Origin of the sequence: Pseudomonas sp. JAI120 (genome assembly GCF_014207255.1) — a bacterium.
Classification (GTDB): Bacteria; Pseudomonadota; Gammaproteobacteria; order Pseudomonadales; family Pseudomonadaceae; genus Aquipseudomonas.
On the sequence record NZ_JACHCZ010000009.1, the window covers coordinates 105,830 to 130,264 of the forward strand.

At 60.9% G+C, this 24,435-nt stretch carries 24 protein-coding genes and 1 pseudogene; 18 read left to right on the forward strand and 7 right to left on the reverse strand.

Annotation, left to right across the window (positions count from 1 at the left end):
• Nucleotide 1: 1 nt before the first annotated feature.
• Entirely contained in the window at nucleotides 2-1,450 is a 1,449-nt protein-coding gene (locus HDC32_RS30540; protein ID WP_184746538.1) for an amidase, read from the forward strand.
• 62 nt (nucleotides 1,451-1,512) lie between these two features.
• Here the strand turns inward: HDC32_RS30540 and HDC32_RS30545 are convergent, their stop codons facing one another.
• Entirely contained in the window at nucleotides 1,513-2,376 is an 864-nt protein-coding gene (locus HDC32_RS30545) for a sensor domain-containing diguanylate cyclase (protein WP_184746540.1), read from the reverse strand.
• Between the two features lie 220 nt (nucleotides 2,377-2,596).
• Here HDC32_RS30545 and HDC32_RS30550 point away from each other — a divergent pair, with 220 nt between their 5' ends.
• On the forward strand, nucleotides 2,597-3,376 hold the full coding sequence (locus HDC32_RS30550; RefSeq protein WP_131698837.1) for a FadR/GntR family transcriptional regulator: 780 nt from the start codon (nucleotides 2,597-2,599) through the stop codon (nucleotides 3,374-3,376).
• On the opposite strand, the gene HDC32_RS30555 is transcribed toward HDC32_RS30550, so the two are convergent.
• Together HDC32_RS30555 and HDC32_RS30560 are read right to left on the reverse strand one after the other, a co-directional pair.
• Entirely contained in the window at nucleotides 3,316-4,149 is an 834-nt protein-coding gene (locus HDC32_RS30555; RefSeq protein ID WP_184746542.1) for an NAD(P)-dependent oxidoreductase, read from the reverse strand. The genes HDC32_RS30550 and HDC32_RS30555 overlap by 61 nt on opposite strands.
• Before the next feature lie 81 nt (nucleotides 4,150-4,230).
• Entirely contained in the window at nucleotides 4,231-4,956 is a 726-nt protein-coding gene (locus tag HDC32_RS30560; protein WP_131698835.1) for an oligogalacturonate-specific porin KdgM family protein, read from the reverse strand.
• Between the two features lie 359 nt (nucleotides 4,957-5,315).
• Here HDC32_RS30560 and HDC32_RS30565 point away from each other — a divergent pair, with 359 nt between their 5' ends.
• The 9 genes from HDC32_RS30565 to HDC32_RS30605 all read left to right on the forward strand — a co-directional run bounded on the left by HDC32_RS30565 (nucleotide 5,316) and on the right by HDC32_RS30605 (nucleotide 16,499).
• Complete coding sequence (locus HDC32_RS30565) at nucleotides 5,316-6,470, forward strand: mandelate racemase family protein (protein ID WP_131698834.1); 1,155 nt, start codon at nucleotides 5,316-5,318, stop codon at nucleotides 6,468-6,470.
• A gap of 72 nt (nucleotides 6,471-6,542) precedes the next feature.
• A complete protein-coding gene (locus tag HDC32_RS30570) occupies nucleotides 6,543-8,153 on the forward strand; it encodes an ABC transporter substrate-binding protein (protein ID WP_145337174.1) in 1,611 nt (536 codons plus the stop codon).
• 20 nt (nucleotides 8,154-8,173) lie between these two features.
• Entirely contained in the window at nucleotides 8,174-9,211 is a 1,038-nt protein-coding gene (locus tag HDC32_RS30575; RefSeq protein ID WP_065923970.1) for an ABC transporter permease, read from the forward strand.
• 45 nt (nucleotides 9,212-9,256) lie between these two features.
• On the forward strand, nucleotides 9,257-10,867 hold the full coding sequence (locus HDC32_RS30580; RefSeq protein ID WP_167654941.1) for an ABC transporter substrate-binding protein: 1,611 nt from the start codon (nucleotides 9,257-9,259) through the stop codon (nucleotides 10,865-10,867).
• A 42-nt stretch (nucleotides 10,868-10,909) separates the two neighbouring features.
• On the forward strand, nucleotides 10,910-11,827 hold the full coding sequence (locus HDC32_RS30585) for an ABC transporter permease (RefSeq protein WP_184746544.1): 918 nt from the start codon (nucleotides 10,910-10,912) through the stop codon (nucleotides 11,825-11,827).
• Between the two features lie 14 nt (nucleotides 11,828-11,841).
• Nucleotides 11,842-12,681, forward strand: a complete 840-nt coding sequence (locus HDC32_RS30590) for an ABC transporter ATP-binding protein (RefSeq protein ID WP_027603511.1) — start codon at nucleotides 11,842-11,844, stop codon at nucleotides 12,679-12,681.
• A gap of 11 nt (nucleotides 12,682-12,692) precedes the next feature.
• Nucleotides 12,693-13,469 carry an ABC transporter ATP-binding protein gene (locus HDC32_RS30595; protein WP_053139627.1) on the forward strand — a complete coding sequence of 259 codons (777 nt, stop codon included), beginning with the start codon at nucleotides 12,693-12,695 and terminating at the stop codon, nucleotides 13,467-13,469.
• A 199-nt stretch (nucleotides 13,470-13,668) separates the two neighbouring features.
• The gene (kdgD, locus tag HDC32_RS30600) at nucleotides 13,669-14,580 is read left to right on the forward strand and encodes a 5-dehydro-4-deoxyglucarate dehydratase (protein ID WP_046035395.1); all 912 of its coding nucleotides are present in this window, start codon (nucleotides 13,669-13,671) and stop codon (nucleotides 14,578-14,580) included.
• Between the two features lie 119 nt (nucleotides 14,581-14,699).
• Entirely contained in the window at nucleotides 14,700-16,499 is a 1,800-nt protein-coding gene (locus HDC32_RS30605) for a glycosyl hydrolase family 28 protein (protein ID WP_184746547.1), read from the forward strand.
• Nucleotides 16,500-16,620: 121 nt separating this feature from the next.
• Here HDC32_RS30605 and ppk2 read toward each other — a convergent pair whose 3' ends face one another.
• A complete protein-coding gene (gene ppk2 / locus HDC32_RS30610) occupies nucleotides 16,621-17,538 on the reverse strand; it encodes a polyphosphate kinase 2 (protein ID WP_131698828.1) in 918 nt (305 codons plus the stop codon).
• A gap of 190 nt (nucleotides 17,539-17,728) precedes the next feature.
• On the opposite strand from ppk2, the gene pstS reads away from it, so the two are divergent.
• The 6 genes from pstS (at nucleotide 17,729) to HDC32_RS30640 (ending at nucleotide 22,925) form a co-directional block, all read left to right on the forward strand.
• On the forward strand, nucleotides 17,729-18,757 hold the full coding sequence (pstS, locus tag HDC32_RS30615; RefSeq protein ID WP_131698827.1) for a phosphate ABC transporter substrate-binding protein PstS: 1,029 nt from the start codon (nucleotides 17,729-17,731) through the stop codon (nucleotides 18,755-18,757).
• Between the two features lie 76 nt (nucleotides 18,758-18,833).
• Nucleotides 18,834-19,799: a phosphate ABC transporter permease subunit PstC gene (gene pstC / locus HDC32_RS30620; protein WP_053139617.1), complete on the forward strand. Its 966-nt coding sequence runs from the start codon at nucleotides 18,834-18,836 to the stop codon at nucleotides 19,797-19,799.
• Nucleotides 19,799-20,710: a phosphate ABC transporter permease PstA gene (pstA, locus tag HDC32_RS30625; protein ID WP_131698826.1), complete on the forward strand. Its 912-nt coding sequence runs from the start codon at nucleotides 19,799-19,801 to the stop codon at nucleotides 20,708-20,710. Before pstC ends, pstA begins: the two co-directional genes overlap by 1 nt.
• A 76-nt stretch (nucleotides 20,711-20,786) precedes the next feature.
• Nucleotides 20,787-21,548, forward strand: coding sequence for a phosphate ABC transporter ATP-binding protein PstB (pstB, locus tag HDC32_RS30630; protein WP_010210300.1), 762 nt, complete (start codon nucleotides 20,787-20,789; stop codon nucleotides 21,546-21,548).
• Between the two features lie 55 nt (nucleotides 21,549-21,603).
• Entirely contained in the window at nucleotides 21,604-22,302 is a 699-nt protein-coding gene (locus HDC32_RS30635) for a hypothetical protein (RefSeq protein WP_131698825.1), read from the forward strand.
• Nucleotides 22,302-22,925 (forward strand): hypothetical protein, encoded by a 624-nt coding sequence (locus HDC32_RS30640; RefSeq protein ID WP_131698824.1) that lies wholly within the window; start codon nucleotides 22,302-22,304, stop codon nucleotides 22,923-22,925. The genes HDC32_RS30635 and HDC32_RS30640 overlap by 1 nt, the downstream gene beginning before the upstream one ends.
• Nucleotides 22,926-22,996: 71 nt before the next feature.
• On the opposite strand, the gene HDC32_RS30645 is transcribed toward HDC32_RS30640, so the two are convergent.
• Nucleotides 22,997-23,248, reverse strand: a complete 252-nt coding sequence (locus HDC32_RS30645; protein WP_145337183.1) for a hypothetical protein — start codon at nucleotides 23,246-23,248, stop codon at nucleotides 22,997-22,999.
• A gap of 170 nt (nucleotides 23,249-23,418) precedes the next feature.
• On the opposite strand from HDC32_RS30645, the pseudogene HDC32_RS30650 reads away from it, so the two are divergent.
• Nucleotides 23,419-23,577, forward strand: a pseudogene (locus tag HDC32_RS30650) (C4-dicarboxylate transporter DctA); the annotation flags it as partial.
• Nucleotides 23,578-23,618: 41 nt separating this feature from the next.
• Here the strand turns inward: HDC32_RS30650 and HDC32_RS30655 are convergent.
• Together HDC32_RS30655 and HDC32_RS30660 are read right to left on the reverse strand one after the other, a co-directional pair.
• The gene (locus tag HDC32_RS30655; protein WP_027603523.1) at nucleotides 23,619-23,966 is read right to left on the reverse strand and encodes a BrnA antitoxin family protein; all 348 of its coding nucleotides are present in this window, start codon (nucleotides 23,964-23,966) and stop codon (nucleotides 23,619-23,621) included.
• A gap of 3 nt (nucleotides 23,967-23,969) precedes the next feature.
• Nucleotides 23,970-24,251, reverse strand: a complete 282-nt coding sequence (locus HDC32_RS30660; protein WP_131698822.1) for a BrnT family toxin — start codon at nucleotides 24,249-24,251, stop codon at nucleotides 23,970-23,972.
• Nucleotides 24,252-24,435 lie beyond the last annotated feature (184 nt).

Consider the following 24,435-nt stretch of genomic DNA (forward strand, 5'->3'; position numbering starts at 1 on the left):
CATGGACATCCACAACCTGCTGGACAGCGAGGACGCCACCGGTTTGGCCGAATGGGTCAGGCGCGGTGAGGTGCAGCCCGGCGAGCTGCTGGAAGCGGTGATTGAGCGTATCGAACGGGTCGAACCGCAGCTGAACGCGGTGGCCGAGCGGCTTTACGATTCGGCGCGGCAGTCGGCACGCGCATCGCGCCCCGGCCACGGTGTGTTTGCCGGGGTACCGACCTTGATCAAGGACCTGTTTTCACCGGTTAACGGCGCGGCGATGACCAATGGCTCGCAGGCGTTGGGAGGCGCTCGCGCTGACTTTGAAGCTGAACATGTAAGCCGTATCCGTCGTGCCGGGTGTGTGATTCTCGGCACCAGCACCTCACCCGAGTTCGGCACGTCGTACTCCACCGAGTCCAACCGCTTTGGCGCCACACGCAACCCCTGGAATATCGGCCACAGTGCCGGCGGTTCCAGCGGCGGCGCGGCAGCCTTGGTGGCGGCGCGCGTCGTACCGTTTGCCCATGGCAACGATGGCGGCGGTTCCTTGCGCGTGCCGGCGTCCTGCTGTGGGGTGTTCGGCTTCAAACCCAGCCGTGGGCTGTTGCCGTCCGGGCCGATGATCGGCGAGGGCTGGGCCGGCATGGGCACCCCCCATGCGATTACCTTGTCGGTGCGTGACAGCGCCGCGCTGTTGGATGCCACGGCCGGGATCGACCTGGGCGCACCTTATGCCGCGCCGCTGCAGGCACAGCCCTATGTCACCGCGCTGCAGCGTGATCCCCGGCCGCTGCGCATCGCCCTGGTTGAGCACCTCGGGCCTTGGCCGACTTCCAGCGAAAGTGTGGAAGCCGTGCGCCAGGCCGCCAGGTTGTGTGAATCCCTGGGCCACCGCGTTGAACCGGTCAGCTTGCCGGTGGTGTTGCCGACGTTTCTTGATCAGGTCTTCACCATCATTGGTGCAAGTACTCGCCACTATGTTGATGTGTTGGGCCAGATGCGCGGTTTCGCTGTGCAGCCTGAAGAGCTGGAAGCTCGCACCCGCATCATTTTGCGCAGCAAGGGCGATGTCAGTGGTGCGCAGTACGCGGGGGCCGTGGAGTGGATTCATGCCTTGGGTCGGCAGTTGGCGGTGTTCATGCAGGATTACGACCTGATCCTCACGCCGACCCTGGCACGCGAGCCGGTGCCAATCGGTGAGCTGGACCTGCAAGACGACCGTCTGAGCCTGGAAGATCTGATTGAACAGTTCCACAGCTACTCGCCGTTCACGGCACTGTTCAATGCCAGCGGGCAACCGGCGATGTCGGTGCCGTTGTACTGGAGCGCTGCCGGCTTGCCGATGGGCGCTCATTTCGCCGCGCGCTTTGGCGAAGAAAGTACCTTGTTTGCCCTCGCGGGGCAGTTGGAGCGGGCCCAGCCCTGGCGCGGTCGGGTACCGCTGGTCAATGCCTGTCGGTTGTAAGCTTCAGAGGGGGTTCTGCATTGGGCGGGTGACCGACCTGCCCGATGCGAAACCCCGCCTTGTCACTCTGCCGCAAATCGGCGCCTTTTTACCCGGTACATATCTCCGTCCGCATGGCTGAGCAGGCTATCGGCGTCCTCTCCGTCCTGGGGATAAACCGCCACGCCGATACTGCAGGACGGCATCACTACCCCGCCAAACTCTGGGCCCAGCGGCTCGGCCATGACCGCGAGTATCTGCACCACCTTGGCAGAAATAGCCTCCCGCGACGGGATGTCCGTCAGCAGCACCGTGAACTCATCACCGCCCATCCTCGCCACCAGGTCGCTCTCGCGCACGCAGCGTTCCAACCGTCGGGCAATCACACACAGCACGCGATCGCCCATGGCATGGCCATGCACATCGTTGATGCCCTTGAAATCATTGACGTCCAGAAACAGTAACGCCAAGTTGCGGTTGTGGGACTGTGCCAGGTGCAGGGCGCGGTCCAGCCGATCATTGAACAGCGAGCGATTGGTCAGTGCGGTCAGCGGATCATGATGGGCAAGGAAGCGCAGTTCTTCTTCGGCCTGGGTGAGCGCCGTCACATCCCGGGCGACCCCGATCCGTGCGCCCACCTCTTGGGACCAGAAGGCTGCCCATAGGATGTGCACGACACTGCCATCCTTGCGTAGATAGCGGTTGCGGAAGTCGACATGGGATTGGCCATTCATGACCCGCACAATCGAGGCCCGGGTGCGCGCCAGGTCTTCAGGGTGCATGTAGTGGGTGATCTGGGTGCCGATCAGTTCGTCGGCACGGTAGCCGAGCAGGGCCTCACAGCCATCGCTGACGAAGACAATCTGGCTGTCACCGTCGACGACAAAGACCGTATCCAGCATCAGGTGGATCAGTTTCGGGTAGAGAGCTTGCAGATCAACAGACATGGGGCGTTGGGCATCCGGTTCATATCGGCCGATCATAGCCCGATCATGCACCGAGGCGTTGAGCAATCCTGCACATTTTTAGTCCGCTCAGTAACCGTCGAGAGCGGCCTGGCAGAGTCTTTCGTGTAGGCGAAGGCGCTGCGAACGGACAGGAAAGGTTGTCGTACAACCGAATGCGCTATGATGCGCGTTCCTCCGCTAACCGAGATACCCGTTCTTGATGGACAACCCGAACGTCCAGCCCACCGTTCGACGCCGGCACCGCAGCCTGGCTGAAGAACTGGTCACCGAGCTTTCCCGGCGCATCTGTTCCGGTGAGCTGCCGCGTGCCACCAAGCTGCCCACCGAATCCGAAGTGATGGCCGAACATGGCGTGAGCCGCACGGTGGTGCGCGAGGCCATTTCGCGCCTGCAAGCCGCAGGCCTGGTGGAAACCCGGCACGGCGTCGGCACCTTTGTGAAGGATATCCCCAGCCCCAGCGGGTTTCGCATCGACCCGGACAGCATCGTGACCTTGCAGGATGTGCTGGCCGTGCTGGAGTTGCGCATCAGCCTGGAGGTGGAGGCCGCCGGCCTGGCGTGCGTAGGGCGCACCGACGAGCAGTTGCGGGTGATGCGCGACTCGCTGGATGCGCTGAACTCGCGGGCGGTGAGTGCCGACTATGCGGTGTCGGCAGACTTTCAGTTTCATCAGCAGATCGCGTTAGCCACGGGCAATCGCTACTTCACTGACATCATGTTGCACCTGGGGGTCAACATCCTGCCGCGCACACGCCTGCACTCAAAACGCTTGGCCAACGACAACAAGGAGCCCTTCCTGGAGCGCTTGAGTCGTGAGCATGAGGACATCTACAAAGCCATCCTGCGCCGTGACGCCGATGCGGCTCGGGCGGCGATGCGCCTGCACCTGTCCAACAGTCGCGAGCGCATGCGCCGGGCCTATGAAGCCGCCGCCGCCGAGTTGTCGAACGGCCCGGCCGCGGTGAATGCGCCGCCCTGAAGCCGGCTGCCTGGTTCATCAGCCGGCGCTGGCGGTTGTTGCTCGACCTTGGCGCGAAACGCTTCCGAACTGTCCTTGGGTGCAAAGCCCAGGTGCTCGGTGTGCCGAGTGCTCCACCAGCGATCGCGATTGGCCGAGACGCCATACACCACACTGTGTCCCACATCCTTGGCCAGCAGGGCGCGCGCAACCAGATGGTCCAGGTCGGTGTAGCTAAGCCACGTCGAAAGCATCCGCCGGTTGCGCGGCTCGGGGAACGACGAGCCGATGCGCAAACTCACGGTTTCAATCCCGTAGCGGTGAAAGTAGAACGCCGCCAGGTCTTCGCCGTAGGCCTTGGAGAGGGCGTAGTAGCCATCCGGGCGGCGCGGTGAGTGCACGTCCAGTTCAACGTCCTGGGGATAGAAACCGGTGACGTGGTTGGAACTGGCAAACACAATCCTCTTGACCCCCTGTTGTCGCGCCGCCTCATAAATGTGGAATGTGCCGCGAATATTGGCGTCGAGAATCTCCTCGAACGGCCGCTCCACGGAAATCCCGCCCAGGTGAACGATGGCGTCGACGCCGTTGACCAACGCCGCAACGGCGGCCTTGTCGGCCAGGTTGCAGGTGATCACTTCGTCGTGCTCACCACGGCTGGGCGCCATGGGGCTGATGTCCGAGGCGCGGACGATGCCAGCGTGGGCCTGCAAGGTGTTCCGCAGGATTTGCCCCAGGCCGCCGGCGGCGCCGGTGAGCAAGATGCGCGTGAAGGGTTTGGGTTGTGTGGTCATGGTCAGGTCTTCCATTGAACGCTGAATGCAGGTGGCTTGCCTGTCGAGCGATGCGCACTCGCCAGGCAAGTCGTGGAGGCTTTACATGAAGTTGTACTGGATGCCCAGGCGCCACCGCGCCTGGCGGTCTTCGGACGTGGCGTTGACCTTCACATCACCAATCTCCATGAACGGGGCCCATTCCTTGTTGAGCTTGTATTTGACGCTCAGGTTCTGTTCGTAATCGCTCTTCTTGTTGTCGTAGCGGATGTAGTCAGTCTTGAAGTAGATGAACTGATATTCGTACGCCCACTTACTGGCCGGCGTGTAGCCGAGCCAGCCCTCGAAACGATGGGTGGTCTGGTCATCCTTGATGTGGTCGGGCAAGTCCTCGTCGACCTGATCGCGGTCCAGCTTCTTGGCATCCAGGCGATAGCGCGTGGCGGCGTAGAAGGCGTCGTTGATCTTGTAGTTGTACTTGAGGCCGAACTTGTAGGTGGTCGAGTCTTTCGAGCTGTCCATCTGGAACGCCGGGGTCAACGTCGATTGCGCGCTGAGTTTGTAGTTGTAGCTCACGGTGAACTCGTGCCCGTTGTTGACCATGTTGTCGTAGGCGACGTCTTCACGGTCTCCGGCGGTGCGGTATTTCATTTCCGCTTCAAATCCCAGGCCACTGTCCAGGCGGTAGTTGAGCTTGATTCGGTCAGCGTGGGCGCTGTCCTCCTCGGTGAACTGGTGGCGGTAGTTGATGCTGGCAGAGTCAGCGCTGACATACAGCGGCAGGCCGAGGGTCAGGGCAGTAACGAGCGTGCGTAGGGTGGTGTTCATACGGTCTTCTTTTTTGTTTTTGTTAGGGTCGTTTGACGGTTGCTACGGCAGTGCTTTGTTGCGTATGGATCTCATCTAAGGTGCCGATATACGTTATCGTACGACAAGACGACTCGTCTATGGGTTATCGGTGGTTTTGAAACACTTTGAAACATATGTGCCCAATGAATAGGGCTTTACAGCAATCCTGGTTATTCCTTAGTTGTCTTTAAAAATAAGGGTTTTGTCGGGATTTACTGAAAATGTACGCAGGCGAGAGGCGGGTTATTGGGTCTTTTCAAGCGTTGTACGATGACCTATGATCGATCGCAACAGACGACACTTCCGTCACAAATCCAATAAGAAGGCTTACGACGTCCATGAGAATCACAGCAGTCAACGTCCAGGTATTTTCCTACCCGACCCGCCGCGCAGTGGACAGCGCCGGCCATGCGCACCCGGGTGATGTCACCCAGGCGCAGATGGCTTTGCTGCGCATCCAGACCGAAGACGGTCACGAGGGTTATGCCTTCGGCGCCCCTGAACTGATCCGCCCGTATGTGCTTGATGGTTTCGTGCGCAAAGTGCTGGTGGGGCAGAACGCCTTCGATCGCGAAAAAATCTGGCATGACCTCGCGCATTGGCAGCGTGGCAGTGCCAGCCAGTTGACCGACCGCGCCTTGGCGCTGGTGGAGCAGGCCCTGTGGGATTGGGCTGGGCGCAAACTGGGTGTGCCGGTGCACAAGTTGATTGGTGGTTTCCGCGACAAAGTGCCGGCCTACGGTTCCACCATGTGTGGCGACGAACTGCCCGGTGGCCTGGCGACCCCTGAAGACTACGGGCGTTTTGCCGAGACCCTGGTGCAGCGCGGCTACAAGGCCATCAAGCTGCACACTTGGATGCCGCCGGTGTCCTTCGCCCCGAGCCCGCGCATCGACGTCCAGGCTTGTGCTGCGGTACGCGAAGCAGTCGGCCCGGACATCGCCCTGATGCTCGATGGTTATCACTGGTACAGCCGCACCGAAGCGCTGTACATCGGGCGTGAGCTGGAGAAGCTCGACTTCGCCTGGTTCGAAGAACCGATGATGGAAGAGTCCGCCGAGTCCTATGCCTGGCTGGCGGGGCAGTTGGACATTCCGGTGCTGGGCCCGGAAACCCTGTCCGGCAAACACCTGAGCCGCGCCAGTTGGGTCAAGCACGATGTGTGCGATATCTTGCGCGCCGGTGTGGCGGGTGTCGGCGGTATTGCGCCGTGCCTGAAGGTTGCGCACCTGGCTGAATCCTTCGGCATGGATTGCGAGATTCATGGCAACGGCGCCGCCAATCTGGCTGTCGTCGGCGCGATCAAGAACTGCACCTGGTATGAGCGTGGCCTGTTGCACCCGTACCTGGATTACGACGAAGTACCGGCCTACCTCAAGCGTCTGGTAGACCCGATGGACAGCGACGGTTTTGTGCACCTGTCCGACTTGCCGGGCCTGGGTGAAGACATCGATTTCAACTTCATCGAGACCAATACGCTTAAAAGCTTCTGACGTGTACACGGTCAGTCCGGCATAAGTCGGGCTGATCAAGAGCCCTATAAATATAAAAAAGGCACTCTTGTTATGAACATTTTCCCCTCGCTGTGGGCGCGGGTATTCGTCGCCGCCCTGGCCGTTACCGCCGTACCTGCAAGCTTTGCCAAGACACCGGCCGATCAGCTGATCGTCGGCATGAGCATGATCAACCTGCTGTCCCTCGACCCGGCGGCGGCCACCGGCCTGGACGTGTCGGAGATCAACGCCAACCTCTATGACATGTTGCTGGTGCAGGACGTCGCCCAGCCGGATCGCCTGGTACCGGCGCTGGCCGAGCGCTGGCAGGTCAGTGATGACCGCAAGACCCTGACGTTCAACCTGCGCACCGGCGTGAAATTCCAGTCCGGCAATGACCTGAGTGCCGAAGACGTTGCCTGGTCGTTGCAGCGCGTGCTCAAGCTCAACCTGGCGCTGGCTTCCACCTGGAAGGCCTACGGCTTTACCGCCGAGAACGTCGAGCGCTACATGCGTGCCACGGATGCCGCGACCTTCGTGATCGAACTGCCTCGGCCGACCGACCCGCTGTTGGTGCTCAATACGTTGGCGACGTCGCCGAGTGCGTTCATCCTCGATCGCAAAAAAGTCCTCGAACACCAGAAAAACAACGACATGGGCGCCGCCTGGCTGGTGACTCACGCCGCCGGCAGCGGTGCGTTTGTGCTCAATGACTGGCGCGCCAACGACGTGATCCTGATGACCCGTTTCGACGGGTACTGGGGCGGCCCAGCCAAGCTCAAGCGCATCGTCATGCGCAACATGACCGAGTCGCAGTCGTTGCGCCTGATGATCGAGCGCGGCGACCTGGACATCGCCAAAGGCATGTCCGCGCCGGACATCGAAGCCCTGCAGAAAAGCGACAAGGTCCGCACCCAGACCTTGCAGCGCGGCACGCTGTACTACGTAGCCCTGAGTGTGAAGCAACCGATGTTTGCCGATGCGCGCGTGCGCAAGGCCGTGCGTGCGCTGATCGATTACCAGGGCATCAACCAGACCGTCATGCCCCATTACGGCGTGATCAACCAACGGCCGCTGCCGCTGGGCCTGGCCGCGCGCCTGCCGGATCCGGGTTACACGCTCAACGTCAAGCAGGCCAAGGCCTGGCTGGCCGAGGCCGGTTACCCGAACGGTTTCAAGACCACCATCCGCGTGCTCGCCGAACCGCCGTTTATCAACATTGCCTCCAACCTGCAGTCGACCCTGGCCCAAGCCGGTATCGATGCCAGCATCATCACCGGCACGGGCAACCAGATCTACGGCGCGATGCGTGAGCGCAGCTTCGACATCATCGTCGGCCGCGGCGGTGGCGGCGCGGAACGGCATCCGCACTCCAGCCTGCGTACGCTGGTGTACAACCCGGATAACCGCGATGAAGCCAAGCTCACCAACTTCCAGGGCTGGCGCACGTCCTTCTACAGCCCTGAGCTGAACCAGCTTATTGAGCGCGCGGAAGTCGAGCCTGACACAGGCAAGCAACTGGCCCAATACCGCGACATCCAGGAGCAGGTCGATCAGCAGGTCGGGGCCATTTTGCCGGTCTCGCAAATGACCGACACCGTGGTGGTGTACGACGACGTGGCCGACTTCCAGGGCCATACCGCCGCGACCACGCGCTACAAAGACGTCTACAAGAAGCGCTGACCGATTATCAGGAGCTCACTATGTTTGTTATGACTGCCTCTGTCATGGGCGCTCGCGCGTCCAACACAGCCCGGCGTGCCGGTACGGTGCTGGTGACCTTGCTCGGCCTGTTGGCCCTGACGTTCATCATCGGCCGGGTCATGCCGCTCGACCCCGTGCTGGCGGTAGTCGGGCCGGATGCCGACAGTTCCACCTACGATCAGGTGTACCGGTCGATGGGCCTGGACAAGCCGATCTGGACCCAATTCGGTCTTTACCTCAACGACCTGCTCCACGGTGACTTCGGCAATGCGCTGTTGACCGGCCACCCGGTGCTCGACGACATCCTGCGCGTATTCCCCGCGACGATCGAACTGGCCACCCTGGCGATCCTGTTCGGCGTGCTGATCGGCTTGCCGCTGGGTGTCTGTGCGGCCAGCAACCAGGGTCGCCTCGGCGATCACGTGGCGCGGGTGATCACTTTGTTCGGCTACTCCACGCCGATTTTCTGGCTGGGCATGATGGGGCTGCTGGTGTTCTACGCCTGGCTCGGCTGGGCCGGTGGAGCGGGGCGCATCGACTTGGCCTATGACGGCATGGTGCCCGAGGTCACCGGCCTGCTGCTGATCGACTCGACCCTGGCACGTGACTGGGAGGCCTTCGCCAGCGCCCTGCGCCACATCGTGTTGCCGGCGCTGATTCTGGGCCTGAATTCGGTGGCGTATATCAGCCGCATGACCCGCAGCTTCATGCTCGAGCAGCTGTCCCAGGAGTACATCATCACCGCGCGGGTCAAGGGCCTTTCCCGTCGCCAGGTGGTGTGGGGGCATGCGTTTCGCAACATCCTCGTGCAATTGCTGACGGTGGTTGCACTGGCCTACGGCTCGTTGCTGGAGGGCGCGGTGCTGATCGAAACCGTGTTTGCCTGGCCGGGGTTCGGCCAGTACCTGACCAGCAGCCTGATGCTCGGCGACATGAACGCGGTGATGGGCTGCGTGCTGGTGATCGGCTTGATTTTCGTCGCGCTCAACCTGATCAGCGACGCCTTGTACAAGGTATTCGACCCCCGTACCCGTTAACACACTGCGCAGTACCGATAAAACTATAAAAAGAAGGATTTTTGCATGAAGACGGTATTTTCAACACTGCACCTTGGCCTGTTGACGGCGATACTCGCCCTTGGGCCGATGACAACGGCCAGCGCCAAGACCCCCGCCGATCAATTGATCGTCGGCATGAGCATGGTCAACCTGTTTTCCATCGACCCGGCCAATGCGCCCGGCCTGGATGCCTCCGGCGTCAACGCCAACCTCTACGACACGCTGATCAAGCGCGACCAGGGCAACCCGGAAAAACACCTGCCGCAATTGGCCGAACGCTGGGACATCAGCGAAGACGGCAAGCAGGTGACCTTTCATCTGCGCCAGGATGTGAAATTCCATTCGGGCAACCCGCTGACCGCCGAGGACGTGGCGTGGTCGCTGTACCGGGTGATGAAGCTCAATTTCGGCCTGGCCACCACCTGGAAGGCCTACGGCTACAGCGTCGAGAATATCCAATCGCTGATCCGCGCCACGGACACCCACACCCTGGTCATCGACCTGCCGCAGACCATGGACCCGCTGCTGCTGGTGGACTCCCTGGCGATCTCGCCGAGCGCCGTGGTAGTGGACCGCAAGACGGCCCTGGCGCATGAAAAAAACGGCGACCTCGGCGCCGGCTGGCTGGTGACGAACGAGGCGGGCAGTGGCCCCTTCGTGCTGACCAAATGGAGCGCCAACGATTCGCTGCTGCTGACCCGTTTCGACGGTTACTGGGGCGGCGCGGCCAAGCTCAAGCGCGTGGTGGTGCGGCACATGACCGAATCCCAATCCTTGCGCCTGATGCTTGAACGCGGCGACCTCGACCTGGCCTACGGCATGGCGGCGCCCGACATTCGCGCCATCGACGGCTCGGACAAGATCCAGGTGCAATCATTGCCGCGCGGCACCATGTACTACGTGGCGATGAGCATGAAGCAACCCGAGTTTGCCAAGACTCAGGTGCGTGAAGCCGTGCGCAACCTGATCGACTACAAGGGCCTGGATGAACAGGTGATGCCGTATTACGGCAAGCTCAATCAGCAGCCGATGCAGTTGGGGCTGGAAGCGCGCTTGCCGGATCCGGGCTATCACATGGATGTGGCCAAGGCGAAAAAGCTGCTCGCCGAGGCGGGTTACCCCGACGGTTTCAACACTACTATTCGCACGCTGTCGGAGCCACCGTTCATCGACATCGCCGCGCGCCTGCAAGCGACCCTGGCCGAAGGTGGGATCAAGGCCAGTATCGTCACCGGCACCGGCAACCAGGTCTACGGCGCCATGCGTGCGCGCAATTTCGAGATCATCGTGGCCCGTGGCGCCGAGCGCTATCCGCATCCGTATTTCAGCCTGCGCACCTTCGCCTACAACCCCAACAACAGCGATGACGCTGGTTTGCCGAACTTCCAGGGCTGGCGCGCTTCATTCTTCAATCCGCAGCTCAACAGCCTGATCGACCAGGCGGGTGTAACGCGCGATTCGGCACAGCGGGTCAGCCTGTATCACCAGGCGCAGACGCTCTATGACCAGCAGGTGGGGCCGATCCTGATGATCTCGCAGATGACCGATACCGTGGTCAGCGCTGCCGACGTCAAGGGTTTCAGCGGTGACGATGCCGAGGCCACCCGTTACCTGGGTGTCTACAAGCAGCGTTGAGTGGGGCTGCGGCCCTTCAGAATTCACACAGAGAAGATGCTTATGAATGCCAATCTGTCTTCCATCGATACGGGGGCGAAGCGGCCGGTGGATCGCTCGCCGGGCTCCAGCTTCGATGCCTTCTGCAAGAGCGGCCTGCGGGTGCTGCGTCACCTGTTGCGTAACCCCATGACCCTGGCGGGCCTGCTGGTTGCGCTGCTATTGGTGGTGGTCGCGGCCTTTGCGCCGTGGATCGCCACCCATGACCCGGTCGCGCAAAATCTCGCCACTGCCTTGCAGGCGCCGGGCTCGGCGCACTGGTTCGGCACCGACGAATACGGCCGGGATATTTTCAGTCGGCTGGTCTATGGCTCGCGGATCACGCTGTACATCATTGCCCTGGTAACCGTGATCGTCGGTCCCATCGGGCTGTTTATCGGCACCGTTTCGGGCTACTTCGGCGGGGCGGTCGACACCGTGTTCATGCGCCTGACCGACATCTTTATTTCCTTCCCCAGCCTGGTCCTGGCGCTGGCCTTTATCGCCGCCCTGGGTCCTGGCCTGGAGCATGCGGTGGTGGCGATTGCCTTGACTTCATGGCCACCGATTGCGCGGCTCGCGCGGGCCGAAACCCTGTCGCTGCGCAACGCTGACTTTGTCGTCGCCGTGGAACTGCAAGGTGCGTCGCCGGCGCGGATTATCCTGCGCCATATCGTGCCGATGTGCCTGTCCTCGGTGATCATCCGCCTGACCATGAACATGGCCGGGATCATCCTCACCGCCGCCGCGTTGGGCTTCCTCGGCCTGGGTGCCCAGGCGCCGCTGCCGGAGTGGGGCGCGATGATCTCCACCGGGCGCCGCTACATGCTCGAGTGCTGGTGGCTGGTGGCGGTGCCTGGGGCGGCGATCATGTTGGTCAGCCTGGCCTTCAACCTGTTGGGCGATGGCCTGCGGGACATCCTTGATCCGCGCAGCGAATAATCGGAGAACACCTTATGTCCGCCATCAAACTGAATGTCGAAGGGCTTAATGTGCGCTTCGTCAGTGGCCAGAAAGAAACCCACGCCGTGCGCGATGTGTCCTTTACCTTGGGGCGGGAGAAACTGGCGATTGTCGGTGAGTCCGGCTCAGGCAAGTCCACCGTCGGGCGCAGCCTGCTCAAGCTGCATCCGCCCAGCGCCAGAATCACCGCAAAGGCCATGGCGTTTGGCGAGGTCGATCTGCTCTCGGCCAGTGAAAAGGCGATGCAGAAGATTCGCGGCCAGCGCATCTCGATGATCATGCAAGACCCCAAGTACTCGCTGAACCCGGTGGTCAAGGTGGGCGACCAGATTGCCGAAGCCTACCTGGCCCACCACAAGGCCAGTCGCAGTGATGCGCGCGAGCGGGTCATGCAGATGCTCGAGCAGGTGCATATCCGCGATCCGAAGCGGGTCTACAACCTGTACCCCCACGAGGTGTCCGGCGGTATGGGCCAGCGCATCATGATCGCGATGATGGTGATCACGCGTCCGGAAGTGATCATTGCCGATGAGCCCACGTCGGCGCTGGATGTCTCGGTGCGCCAGCAAGTGCTCAGCGTGCTGGAAGAGTTGGTGGACCAGCAGCAGATGGGGCTGATTTTTGTCAGTCACGACCTCAACCTGGTGCGTAACTACTGTGACCGCGTGTTGGTGATGTACGCCGGGCGCGTCGTCGAATCCCTGGCTGCCTGCGACCTGCAATACGCCGAGCATCCCTACACCCGCGGCCTGCTGGCCGCGCTGCCGAGCATGGATAACCGTCGCGTGCACCTGCCGGTGCTCAAGCGCGATCCACTTTGGCTGACTCAATAAGGAACCTGACCATGCCCATGATCCAAGCGCACGCCTTGAACCTGAGTTTCGGCACAGGCGCTGCCATCAACCAGGTGCTGCACGATGTGAGCCTGAGTGTCGCCGACGGCGAATCGTTCGGCCTGGTGGGGGAGTCCGGTTCGGGCAAGACCACCGTACTGCGCTGCCTGGCCGGGCAATACCGGCATTGGAACGGGGAGCTGAGTATCGCCGGCGCGCCGTTGCAGCACAAGATTCCCAAGGAGCATTTTCGCAAAGTGCAGATGGTCTTCCAGGACCCCTACGGCTCCCTGCACCCCAGGCACACCATCGATACCGCCCTGCGTGAGCCGCTGATTATCCACGGGGTAGGAGACAAGGACGACAGGATCAACGAGATCCTGCTCAAGGTCGGCCTCAACGATAGCTTCCGCTTCCGCTATCCGCATCAGTTGTCCGGTGGGCAGCGCCAGCGCGTGGCCATTGCGCGCGCATTGATCCTTGAGCCCCGCGTGCTGTTGCTGGATGAGCCGACCTCGGCCCTGGATGTGTCGGTCCAGGCCGAGATCCTCAACTTGCTGGCGGACCTGCGTCAGCGCGAGAAACTCACCTATCTGCTGGTCACCCATGATCTGGGGGTGGTCACTCACTTGTGCGACCGGGTGGCGGTGATGCAGCACGGCAGGATCGTCGAATTGCTCGACTGCCAGGCCTTGAGTCAGGACCAGGCCGTGCACGACTACACGCGCATGCTGGTGCAGGCCAGCCGTGACTTCAGTCAGGAGTCTGTAGGGCGTAAGGTCGGATGATCTCTATAGTCATCGTATGACCATGGCTTATTGGTGATGCGTGACTTCATGTTTTGTTCACGCAAGCTTATGGTTTTATTGATTAAATAATAATGGCGCAAACAAAAGCGCTTAGAGACTAGCTAACGCTCTTCTACAGTTGTACGATGACGTACCTCTTTAGGTATCCCCTTTATTTTTCGATTTGAGGTTTGCGAACATGACGCCACAAGAACTAAAAACAGTCCTGTCTTCCGGCTTGCTCTCTTTCCCGGTTACCGACTTTGACGCGGCCGGTGACTTCCGTGCCGACACCTATGCCCGCCGCCTGGAGTGGCTGGCACCCTACGGCGCCAGCGCGTTGTTCGCGGCGGGGGGCACCGGGGAATTCTTCTCCCTGGAAGCCAAGGAGTACACGCAGATCATCAAGACTGCCGTGGACACCTGCAAAGGCCAGGTGCCCATCCTCGCCGGGGCAGGGGGCCCTACACGCCAGGCCATCGCCTACGCCCAGGAGGCCGAGCGCCTCGGTGCCGCCGGTATTCTGCTGATGCCTCACTACCTCACCGAAGCCAGCCAGAAAGGCCTGGTGGCCCATGTTGAGCAGGTGTGCAACTCGGTGGATTTCGGCGTGGTGGTGTACAACCGCAACCTGTGCCGTCTCAACGCCGACAGCCTGGAACAGTTGGCCGAGCGCTGCCCGAACCTGATCGGTTTCAAGGACGGCATCGGTGAAGTCGAATCCATGGTGTCGATCCGTCGCCGCCTCGGCGACCGCCTGACCTACCTCGGCGGGCTGCCGACCGCCGAAGTCTATGCCGCGGCCTACAAGGCCCTGGGCGTGCCGGTGTATTCCTCGGCGGTGTTCAACTTCATCCCGAAAACCGCGATGGATTTCTACCGCGCGGTGGCCGCCGACGACCACGCCACCGTGGGCCGCTTGATCGATGATTTCTTCCTGCCGTACCTGGCGATCCGCAACCGCTGCGAAGGTTATGGCGTGAGTATCGTCAAGGCCGGTGCACGCCTGGTAGGCCACGACGCCGGCCCCGTGCGTGCGCCGTTGACCGACTTGTTGCCGGAAGAAGTGGAGCAATTGGACGTGCTGATCAAGGCGCTGGGCGCCCAGTAAGCCCCTTGTAGGAGCGAGCTTGCCCGCTCCTACAACCGCCTTATCAACTACCTCGAAGAATCCGGGCGGCAGATGTAGCGCCCCTCGGTGTGAATACCGGCAAAAACAAGGAGAACAACATGCCGTATCAACCCTCGAAAAAAAGACCGGTGCGTTGCGCGCTGGTCCTGGTGGTCCTCGGTTGCAGCCCGCTGTCATGGGCGCTGCAAGCCCCGTCAAAACTGCAAGTACCGACGCTGGCCTTTGATGACCGGCAAATCATCCTGGTGTGGGAAAAGCCTGCCGATCACGCCGACATCAAGGATTACCGGGTCTACGCCAATGGCACGCTGCTGGGCAGCGCCAATGCCAACAATGACCAGGTGTCACCGGCCAAACCCTACATCGACCGGTTTTATAGGCAAGACACCGCCAACTTCCACCATCGCATCGGCATTCACAGCTTCACCGCCCAGGGCCTGAAGCCCGACACCGCGTACCGCTTCACCGTGCGCTCCGTGGATGGCAACGGCAAAGAGTCCGCCGACAGCGCCCCGGTGCTGCAGCGCACCACCCAGGTTGCGGCGGTATTTGACGTGAAAAAATACGGCGCCAAAGGCGATGGCAGCCATCTCGATACCCAGGCTATACAGAACGCCATCGATGCCTGCAGCGTCGGTTGCAAAGTCTTGCTGCCTCAAGGCACCTACAAAACCGGCGCGCTCTACCTCAAGAGCAACATGACCCTGGAGATCGCCGAAGGCGCGACCTTGCTCGGCTCCGAGCGCGCCGAAGATTACCCGTTGGCCGGCTACATCCAGTACCCGTATTCCACCACCGTGCGCCCGGCCTCGCTGATCAACGCGTTGCCTCGCGATCCACGCCAGCATCAGTCATTCGAAAACATCCGCATCGTCGGCAAGGGCACCCTCGACGGCAATGGCTGGAAGCGCAACGCCGATGTCGTCGACGAACGTGGCCAGGCACTGCCGTTCTACCTGCCCAGCGACAATACCCGCTATGCCCAGGACGGCATCCTCGCCAAGGCGCAGGTGGAACAGGCCGTGGCGCGCGGCATGAACGTCAAGGATGCCTACGGGCAGATGCGCTCCTCGCTGATCACCCTGCGCAATGTGAAGAACGTGTTCTACGGCGGCTTCACCGTGGTGAACCCGGCGTTCCACGGCATCATGAACCTGGAGACCGAGAACGTGGTGCTGGCCAACACCACCCACAAGACCTACGACGCCAACAACGGCGACGGCATCGAGTTCGCCAACAGCAAGGGGGCGATGGTGTTCAACAACTTCTTCGACACCGGTGATGACTGCGTGAACTTCGCTGCCGGCACCGGTGCCGATGCCGTGCATCAGCCGCCGCAGGAAGATGCGTGGATCTTCAACAACTACTTCCGCAAGGGCCATGGCATGGTGGTCGCCGGCAGCCATACCGGCGCCTGGATCCAGAACATCCTGGCCGAAGACAACGTGTCGGACGGCACCGATGCCGGGCTGCGCATGAAGAGCACCAACTTCATGGGCGGCGGCGCGCGCAACGTGACATTCCGCGACTCGGCGATCCGCAACACCGTCAAGCAGGCGTTCATTTTTACCCTTGACTACAACGACCCGAACGCCAAGCTCGACTATCAGCGCTCAACGATAGCGGGGCAGTTCAAGGACATTCGGGTGAGCGACGTGAGCGTCGAGAATGCCCAAGGGGCGGCGATCGAGGTCAAGGGTGATGCCTTGCACAACGCCTACCATCAGGGCCTGGTGTTCGAGCGTGTGCGCTTTCGCGGCGCAGCCAAGGCGCGTATTGATGGACTGAAAGACTCACGCTTCGACCACGTGGTCTTCAGCCAGACCGGCGGTGCCAATCCATGGCAGGTCAGCGATAGCCAAGGGCTGGTGTTCAAGGATGTGGAGCCGGCGCCGTAAGCGTAAACGTTATGACGAATGGACCCTTGTAGTGAGCGGGGCAAGCCCGCTCACCACCGGTACGGTGTTCGCTCTTAACTGAACGGCCCGCTCACCACTGGGGAATCTATTGCGTCCTGCGTTAATAGACCTGCGGCACGATGATTTCCACCGGCGTCGGGCTGCGCGAGTAGTCCTCCTGCCTGACCCGTTGCGGCAGCTCGATCACCGGCAGTTCCACTTCCTCATAAGGCATTTGCCCGAGCAGGTGGTGGATGCAGTTGAGTCGGGCTTTCTTTTTATCATCGGCCTGCACCACCCACCATGGCGCTTCGGCGATGTGGGTGCGCTCGAGCATGACTTCCTTGGCCTTGGTATAAGCCTCCCAGCGCCGACGCGACTCCAGGTCCATGGGGCTGAGTTTCCATTGCTTGAGCGGGTCATGAATGCGGCTGAGAAAGCGCAGGTGCTGTTCCTGGTCGGAAATGGAGAACCAGTACTTGATCAACTGGATGCCGGAGCGGGCGAGCATGCGTTCGAACTCCGGCACGGTGCGGAAGAACTCTTCGTACTGGTCTTCGTTGCAAAAGCCCATGACTTGTTCGACGCCGGCGCGGTTGTACCAGCTGCGGTCGAACAGCACGATTTCACCGGCGGCCGGCAGGTGCGAGACATAACGCTGGAAGTACCACTGCGTCTGTTCGCGGTCGTTGGGGGCGGGCAAGGCGGCGACGCGGCAGACCCGCGGGTTGAGGCGCTGGGTAATGCGCTTGATCACACCGCCTTTGCCGGCGGCATCGCGGCCCTCGAACAGGATCACCACTTTGGCGCCGGTCTTGACCACCCAGCTTTGCAGCTTCACCAGTTCGCCTTGCAGGCGAAACAGCTCGCTGAAGTAAATCCTGCGCGCGGCCTTTTCCGGGCTTTCCTCGACGTGCTCATCGAACAGCGCATTCAGGTCGTGCCCGTCTTCGGACAATTCCAGTTCCAGCTCTTCGTCACTGTGATCCAGCAGCTCTCGGTGGATGCGCTGGATCAAGGCGTCGTCTACTGCAGACATGGGAGGCACTCGCGTCGTGGGGGGGAGATGGCAAAGTCTTAGTCGCATTTTGTTACCAACCAATTACATCGAAATGCATGGCAGTGGCGGAAAGGCGGGAAGAAATAGCGGTTTGCCACTCAATTTTCATAAAAGCGTAACAAAGCTGCTGCAAAGTGCCGGGAGCCCGTAATCACAAGGATTTCCCTGAATGAAACGTCTGATGAAGTCTGCTGCACTCGCCGTTGCGGTTTCTCTAAGTGCCACCTCGGTATTTGCTGCCGAGAACGTCCGTCTGACAGGTTCTGGCGCCAGCTTCCCGGCGCCGATCTACCTCACCTGGTTCAAGGATTTCAGCAAGAAGACCGAAGGCGTCACGGTTGACTACCAGTCCAAAGGCAGTGGCGCGGGTGTACAGGACTTCCTGAACAAAACCGTGGACTTCGCCGCCAGTGACTCGGCCATGAAAGATGAAGACATCGCCAAGGTCGCCGAAGGCGTGCAGTTGCTGCCGATGACCGCAGGCGAAATCGTGCTGGCGTTCAACCTGCCAGGCAATCCTAAAGAACTTAAGCTGCCACGCGATGTGTACTCCAACATCTTCCTGGGCAAGGTCACCAAGTGGAACGATCCGCAGATCGTCGCCGCCAACCCTGGCCTGAAACTGCCGGATATGCCGATCACCGTGGTCGTGCGTGCAGACTCCAGCGGTACCACTGCCGTGTTCACCAAGCACTTGTCGGCCATCAACCCACAGTTCCAGAAGGACTTGGGTGAAGGCAACACCGTCAACTGGCCAGCCAGCGACAAATTCATCAAATCGCCGAAGAACGATGGTGTGACCGCCACCGTACGCCAGACCCCAGGCGCGATTGGCTACATCGAATACGGCTTCGCCAAGCTGGCCAAGGTTGACTTTGCCCAGCTGCAAAACAAGGCTGGCAAGTACGTGGTACCTAACGCCGAAAGCGGTGCCGAAGCACTGGCGGCGGTGAAGATGCCGGAAAGCCTGGTGGCCTGGCTGCCGGATCCGGACGGTGCCAAGTCCTACCCGATCACCTCCTACACCTGGATGATCTTCCGCAAGGACAACGGCAACCCGGCCAAGGCCAAGGCCATGCGTGAAATGGTCGAGTACAGCCTGACCGAAGGTCAGAAAATCGCCGACTCGATGGGCTATATCCCGCTGCCGCCATCGGTGGTCGATCAGGTTCGCAAAGCGTCTGCCAACATCAAGTAACGCTCGTGAGGCCTCTCTCGGCGGGTGCTGTCAGCCTTGCCGGGAGAGTTACCCCCCCCTGTTCCGGAATTAGCCAATGAACACACCGTTTGTCGTACCGGGTAACCCGGATTCTGCCTGCCAGCCACCTTCTACGAAGGACTTCCTGGTTGACCGCACCTTCCGTGCGCTTGCGCGAATAGGCGTGGTTCTGGTGCTGGCGTTGGTGTTTGCCTTGGTGTTCGAAGTCGGCCGCAAGGCCCTGCCAGGCATGGAAAAGCACGGGTTTGACGTGCTGCTCGGCAGCGTCTGGGATGTCAACCAAGGCAAGTACGGCATTCTGCCGGCCATCTGGGGCACGCTCTACAGTGCTTTTATCGCGTTGCTGATCGCAGGCGTCTTCGGCGTCAGCATGGCGATTTTTCTCACCCAGGATTTTTTGCCGGCGAAGCTGGCGGCGGTGTTTCGTACCATCGTCGAACTGCTCGCGGCCATCCCCAGCGTCGTTTACGGCCTCTGGGGCATTTACGTGGTCATCCCGGCGATCCGGCCGTTGACCGCATGGTTGAACACTGAACTTGGCTGGATCCCCTTTTTCGGCACGTCCCTGAGCGGCCCGGGGTTGCTCCCGGCGGCGCTGGTACTGGCCATCATGATTCTGCCGACCATCGCCGCCGTGTCGCAGGATGCGCTCACCGCCGTGCCGATGAAAACCAAGCAAGCCGCCTACGGCATGGGTACCACCCACTGGGAAGCGATTCTCAAGGTGATGGTGCCGTCCGCCGCCACCGGCATCTTCGGTTCCCTGGTGCTGGGCCTGGGCCGCGCACTCGGTGAAACCATGGCCCTGGCCATGCTGGTGGGCAACGCCAACAACATCTCGCTGTCGCTGTTCGCACCGGCCAACACCCTGGCAGCCTTGCTGGCGCTGAACTTCCCTGAAGCCGGGCCGAACGAGATCGAAGTATTGATGTACGCCGCACTGGTGCTGATGTTGATCACGCTGATCGTGAACATCTTCGGCTCCATGATCATGATGTACGCCCAACGGGGTAATAAGTGATGACTGATCTCACTGCTGCAACCGACCTGACGTCCCCCGCAGGCGCACTGCCCAGCCTGCAGCGCCGGTTCGAAGGCCGTGCCCTGCGCAGCCTGGTGTTGACCACCCTGGTCTGGGCGGGCGCGCTGCTGGCCAGCGTACCGCTGATTTCCGTGCTCTACATGCTCATCACCCGCGGCGGTGCGCGCCTGAGCCTTGAAGTGTTCACCGAGCTGCCACCCACCGGTTTCGAGACCGGCGGCGGTTTCGGCAACGCGATGGCCGGTACCTTCGTGATGGTCGGCATTGCCGCTGCCATCGCCGTGCCGGTCGGCATCATGGCGGCGATCTTCCTCGCCGAACTGGGGCCGGACAGCAAGCTGGCGAACGCTGCACGTTTTGCCGCGAAGATGCTCACCGGCCTGCCTTCCATCCTGGCGGGTGTATTCGCCTACGCCCTGGTGGTGATGACCACCGGCACCTACTCGGCCCCGGCCGGTGGTGTGGCACTGGCGGTATTGATGCTGCCGATCGTGGTGCTGACGGCTGAAGAGTCGATGCGCATGGTGCCCAAGATCATGAAGGACGCCGCCTACGGCATGGGCTGCACCCGCTCCCAGGTGATCTGGAAAATCGTCCTGCCCACCGGCCTGCCGGCAATCCTCACCGGCGTGATGCTCGCCGTGGCCCGCGCCGCAGGCGAAACCGCGCCGCTGTTGTTTACCGCGCTGTTCAGCAACTACTGGATCTACCACGACGGCAGCCTGGCGGTGATGAACCCGACGGCCTCGCTGGCCGTGCTCATCTACAACTTCTCCGGCATGCCCTTCGACAACCAGCTTGAACTCGCATGGGCGGCGTCGCTGGTACTGGTAATGATCGTGCTGGTCGTGAATATCGTGAGCCGTATCTTCGGCAAGCCAAAGTATTGAAAACGGGAGCATCTGAATCTTGAACGTATCAACTGCGCAAATAGCCGCTCCGTTTGTCACCCAGGCGCCTGTGGTCATGGACTGCAAGCTGGACAAGATCTTCTACGGCAACTTCATGGCCGTGCGTGACAGCCATGTGCCGATCGAAAAGAACAAGATCACCGGCTTCATCGGGCCTTCCGGCTGCGGTAAAAGTACCGTGCTGCGTAGCCTCAACCGCATGAACGACCTGGTCAAGGGCTTCCGTTTCGAGGGCCATGTGCACTTCCTCGGCCAGGACGTCTATGGCAAGGGCGTGGACCCGGTGGTCGTGCGCCGCTATATCGGCATGGTGTTCCAGCAGCCGAACCCGTTCTCGATGAGCATCTTCGACAACGTCGCTTTCGGCCTGCGCCTGAACCGCTACAAAGGCGACCTGGGCGACCGCGTCAAGCACGCCCTGCAAGGCGCTGCGCTGTGGGATGAGGTCAAGGACAAGCTCAAGGTCAGCGGCCTGTCGCTGTCTGGTGGCCAGCAGCAACGCCTGTGCATCGCCCGCGCCATCGCCACCGAGCCTGAAGTGCTGTTGCTCGATGAACCCTGCTCGGCGCTTGACCCGATCGCCACGCGCCGGGTCGAGGAATTGATGGTCGAGCTGAAGAAGGACTACACCATCGCCCTGGTGACCCACAACATGCAGCAGGCGATCCGTGTGGCCGACACCACGGCGTTTTTCTCGGTGGATATTTCCCAGGGCACGCGCACCGGCTACCTGGTGGAGATGGGCCCGACGGCGCAGATCTTCGAGAACCCGCGTGAACAAATGACCGGGGACTACATCAGCGGCAAGTTCAGCTGATGCCCCTGCGGGAGCTCGGATGCTCCCGTATTTTCAACTGCTTATGGGAATGCCAATGCCTGCAACACGACGCCTTGATTTGCCCGCGATTGAACGCGCACTGCGTGAGGTGCAACAGCGCTTTGCCGAGCTCAGCCGGGACTTTACCGAGCCGCGCGATCCGTTGACCGACGAAGTGCTGCACAACGTGCTTGAAGGCTACGCGCTGATTGATGACTATGTGGCGCGGGGCGTCGACCTGTTTGACCTTCAGCAACTGAACCTGATGCTGGAGATCAACGCCACCGTACTCTGTGGCAGCGACCCGGCGCGCCGCCTGGAATACGCCCAGCACCTGGCGGCGACCGAGGAACACTTCTTCAACAACGTCGAGGGCGGCATCAAGGACTTGTACAACTGGTACTGCGCGTATCGCAGTGAATCAGTCTGGAAGCGTGCAGCCGGGGTGTATGTACGCATCCTCAGCAAGCCGCAGTTGTTCATTGAAGGCAACAACCGCAGTGGCTCCCTGATCGTCAGCTATTTGCTGATGCGTGCAGGCTTGCCGCCGTTCGTGCTGACGCTGGAGAACGCCGAGGGCTATTTCAACCCCTCGTCGGTCATCCGCAACTCAGCCAAACATGGAGTCAAGGCGTTGTACGAATTGCCCAAGATCAAGAAAAAATACGCCGCCTTCCTGGAAGAACAGGCGCCGGATCCGATGAAGTTTTTTCTTAAAGACCAGTCCTTGCCCGTCTATCAAGGGGGCCATTGATGAGCGGTTATTCCCTGTTAGCCAGGGCAGGGCAGGCGCTCCAGCGCGTGCTCCCGATGCAGCTGGTCAAGCGGCCGCGCATCCGCATTTCGTTCGATATCGACGACACGTTGGCTTGCCAGCTCCACCACTGCGACGTCGAGCCGAGCCGGCTGCCGGCCTGCGTGCACCGTTGGCTGGGTGAGCCCTTGCGTATCGGCACACGGTCCCTGACCCGCGAACTACGCCGCCAGGGCTGCAGCATCTGGGTCTACACCTCGTCCGGACGCACGCCGTCCTATATCCGCCGCTGGCTGATGCTCTACGGCATCCGCGTCGACGGCGTGGTCAACAGCGTGCTGCACAACCATGCGCTGACGGCGCACGGCCTGTCGAACGCACCCTCTAAATTCCCGCCGGCCTTCGACATCGACCTGCATGTGGATGACTCCGAAGGCGTGCGCAGTGAAGGCCATGACCATGGTTTTCGCGTGGTAGTGGTGGACCCCCAGGACGAGAACTGGGCACAGCGAGTGCTGGATGCCGTCGCCCAGGTTCAGGCGCAGCTTGTTCGACAGCAGCCGGTCCGGCACAAAACAACAACACAGGGTGCGCGGAGGTTTTTTCTGCCTGAGGCACTCTGAAGCCCCATGCAAAGGCCACCCTCGGCGTACTCTACGCCGCTGCGCGACGACCGTAGCCCAAGTCGGCCACCTCAGTCGGAGCGTTCAGCTTCCATATCGCGCCGAATGCGCATCAGGTCCTGATAGGCCTCGGTGCGCTTAGCGTCCGCCACCTGTTTTGCCTCGGTAAAACGCAACCACGCGCCGGCATCAGCCAGGCTGCTGCCAATGATGGCGTAGGCCTGCGTTTCCAGGCGGTCTGCCTCGTAGAACAGCTCGGTGTTCCTGGCCAGCTCTGCTTCCCAGTCGGTTTGTTTCGACGCTTCACGCATGTTTGCTGCCATGGCCTTCACCCCAAGGTCGTCATGTGCGAGCGAAGAGTGCAGGGGCCTGATCAAGGCCGCCGGGGTCGTAGCTCGCGTAGGAGCGACACAAGCCGTTCTCGTGTCTGATAGGTCCTTCAGTGTTGATGGATAAACGTGGGGGTTCGTTCAAATTAGTTCGGGGTGCGGGCCGCACCCTCGGCTCGATCTATGTGATACCGGCAGCAGGCTTGGTGCTGGTACTGGGCGTCTACCGGTTTATCTCCGAAGGCGGCGCACTGATCAATGTGATCGGCAACGGCGTGGCCACCCTGTTCATTGCCCGCTGGGATGGGGCGCTGGACCGTTAGCCACTCAAGCGGGAGTTGGGGCAGGTCTCAGAAAGCCTTGGTCAATCGGCCGGTTTGGCTGTGCCCAGCACGCGATTCAACTCGCCAGCGACAGCGATGAGTTGTTGTTCCAGTGCTTCAACCTCAGAAAGGCTAATGCCATTGTTGATAACTTGCAGGGTTTTAGCCCGCTTCTTTGGGGCGGGCGCCAGATTGTGTGCTTGTTGCGAAATCAACGCCTGACGCAACAGATTGTTGATCACGGTTTGATAGCCCGTACCGGCGCTTTCTGCGCGTTCACGGGCGGCATCGATTACCGCATCGTCAAGCATGATGGTGATGCGGGTCTTGCCCTTGTTGCTGGCGACAGCACCGCGTTTGCTGTGGGTGAAATCGTATTCGTCTTTCATTGTTCAAGCCTCCAGATAACGGCGCCGTTCATTTTTTGATGCGAGCCTGGCGCTGATAACGCGTACGAAATTCGGATCGCGGTAAGTGTATGTCACTACCAAAATTCGTCCCCTCGCGTCAGTGCCCATGGTCACCCAGCGCTCTTCATCGTGATCGTGGTCTTGTATCGTCAGGGCGATCTCATCGTTGAACACCGGTTCTGCGTCCGCCAGGCTTATGCCCTTGTGCTTCTGCTGATTGGCGATGTTTTTTGCCTCATCGTATTGAATCCTGAACATCTTCATTATGCATACTTTATATGTATGAAAAAGCGGTTGAAGGAACCGTCAGTCAGGAAGATGGCCAGCCATAAATAGCGGTAGTGTGAATTTGCCATGTTCCGCTCGGTCAGTTGGGTCTCGATCTTGCTGAGGTTGCCAACATATTTCCGTGCGTAATGGTTAATCCGTTACGTAGAAGGATTCTGTT

What these genes read in the sequence shown, in the direction of transcription:
- HDC32_RS30540 (WP_184746538.1), top strand. Translation starts at nt 2, where the DNA reads ATGGACATCCACAACCTGCTGGACAGCGAGGACGCCACCGGTTTGGCC.
- HDC32_RS30545 (WP_184746540.1), bottom strand. Translation starts at nt 2,376, where the DNA reads ATGTCTGTTGATCTGCAAGCTCTCTACCCGAAACTGATCCACCTGATG.
- HDC32_RS30550 (WP_131698837.1), top strand. Translation starts at nt 2,597, where the DNA reads ATGGACAACCCGAACGTCCAGCCCACCGTTCGACGCCGGCACCGCAGC.
- HDC32_RS30555 (WP_184746542.1), bottom strand. Translation starts at nt 4,149, where the DNA reads ATGACCACACAACCCAAACCCTTCACGCGCATCTTGCTCACCGGCGCC.
- HDC32_RS30560 (WP_131698835.1), bottom strand. Translation starts at nt 4,956, where the DNA reads ATGAACACCACCCTACGCACGCTCGTTACTGCCCTGACCCTCGGCCTG.
- HDC32_RS30565 (WP_131698834.1), top strand. Translation starts at nt 5,316, where the DNA reads ATGAGAATCACAGCAGTCAACGTCCAGGTATTTTCCTACCCGACCCGC.
- HDC32_RS30570 (WP_145337174.1), top strand. Translation starts at nt 6,543, where the DNA reads ATGAACATTTTCCCCTCGCTGTGGGCGCGGGTATTCGTCGCCGCCCTG.
- HDC32_RS30575 (WP_065923970.1), top strand. Translation starts at nt 8,174, where the DNA reads ATGTTTGTTATGACTGCCTCTGTCATGGGCGCTCGCGCGTCCAACACA.
- HDC32_RS30580 (WP_167654941.1), top strand. Translation starts at nt 9,257, where the DNA reads ATGAAGACGGTATTTTCAACACTGCACCTTGGCCTGTTGACGGCGATA.
- HDC32_RS30585 (WP_184746544.1), top strand. Translation starts at nt 10,910, where the DNA reads ATGAATGCCAATCTGTCTTCCATCGATACGGGGGCGAAGCGGCCGGTG.
- HDC32_RS30590 (WP_027603511.1), top strand. Translation starts at nt 11,842, where the DNA reads ATGTCCGCCATCAAACTGAATGTCGAAGGGCTTAATGTGCGCTTCGTC.
- HDC32_RS30595 (WP_053139627.1), top strand. Translation starts at nt 12,693, where the DNA reads ATGCCCATGATCCAAGCGCACGCCTTGAACCTGAGTTTCGGCACAGGC.
- kdgD (WP_046035395.1), top strand. Translation starts at nt 13,669, where the DNA reads ATGACGCCACAAGAACTAAAAACAGTCCTGTCTTCCGGCTTGCTCTCT.
- HDC32_RS30605 (WP_184746547.1), top strand. Translation starts at nt 14,700, where the DNA reads ATGCCGTATCAACCCTCGAAAAAAAGACCGGTGCGTTGCGCGCTGGTC.
- ppk2 (WP_131698828.1), bottom strand. Translation starts at nt 17,538, where the DNA reads ATGTCTGCAGTAGACGACGCCTTGATCCAGCGCATCCACCGAGAGCTG.
- pstS (WP_131698827.1), top strand. Translation starts at nt 17,729, where the DNA reads ATGAAACGTCTGATGAAGTCTGCTGCACTCGCCGTTGCGGTTTCTCTA.
- pstC (WP_053139617.1), top strand. Translation starts at nt 18,834, where the DNA reads ATGAACACACCGTTTGTCGTACCGGGTAACCCGGATTCTGCCTGCCAG.
- pstA (WP_131698826.1), top strand. Translation starts at nt 19,799, where the DNA reads ATGACTGATCTCACTGCTGCAACCGACCTGACGTCCCCCGCAGGCGCA.
- pstB (WP_010210300.1), top strand. Translation starts at nt 20,787, where the DNA reads ATGGACTGCAAGCTGGACAAGATCTTCTACGGCAACTTCATGGCCGTG.
- HDC32_RS30635 (WP_131698825.1), top strand. Translation starts at nt 21,604, where the DNA reads ATGCCTGCAACACGACGCCTTGATTTGCCCGCGATTGAACGCGCACTG.
- HDC32_RS30640 (WP_131698824.1), top strand. Translation starts at nt 22,302, where the DNA reads ATGAGCGGTTATTCCCTGTTAGCCAGGGCAGGGCAGGCGCTCCAGCGC.
- HDC32_RS30645 (WP_145337183.1), bottom strand. Translation starts at nt 23,248, where the DNA reads ATGGCAGCAAACATGCGTGAAGCGTCGAAACAAACCGACTGGGAAGCA.
- HDC32_RS30655 (WP_027603523.1), bottom strand. Translation starts at nt 23,966, where the DNA reads ATGAAAGACGAATACGATTTCACCCACAGCAAACGCGGTGCTGTCGCC.
- HDC32_RS30660 (WP_131698822.1), bottom strand. Translation starts at nt 24,251, where the DNA reads ATGAAGATGTTCAGGATTCAATACGATGAGGCAAAAAACATCGCCAAT.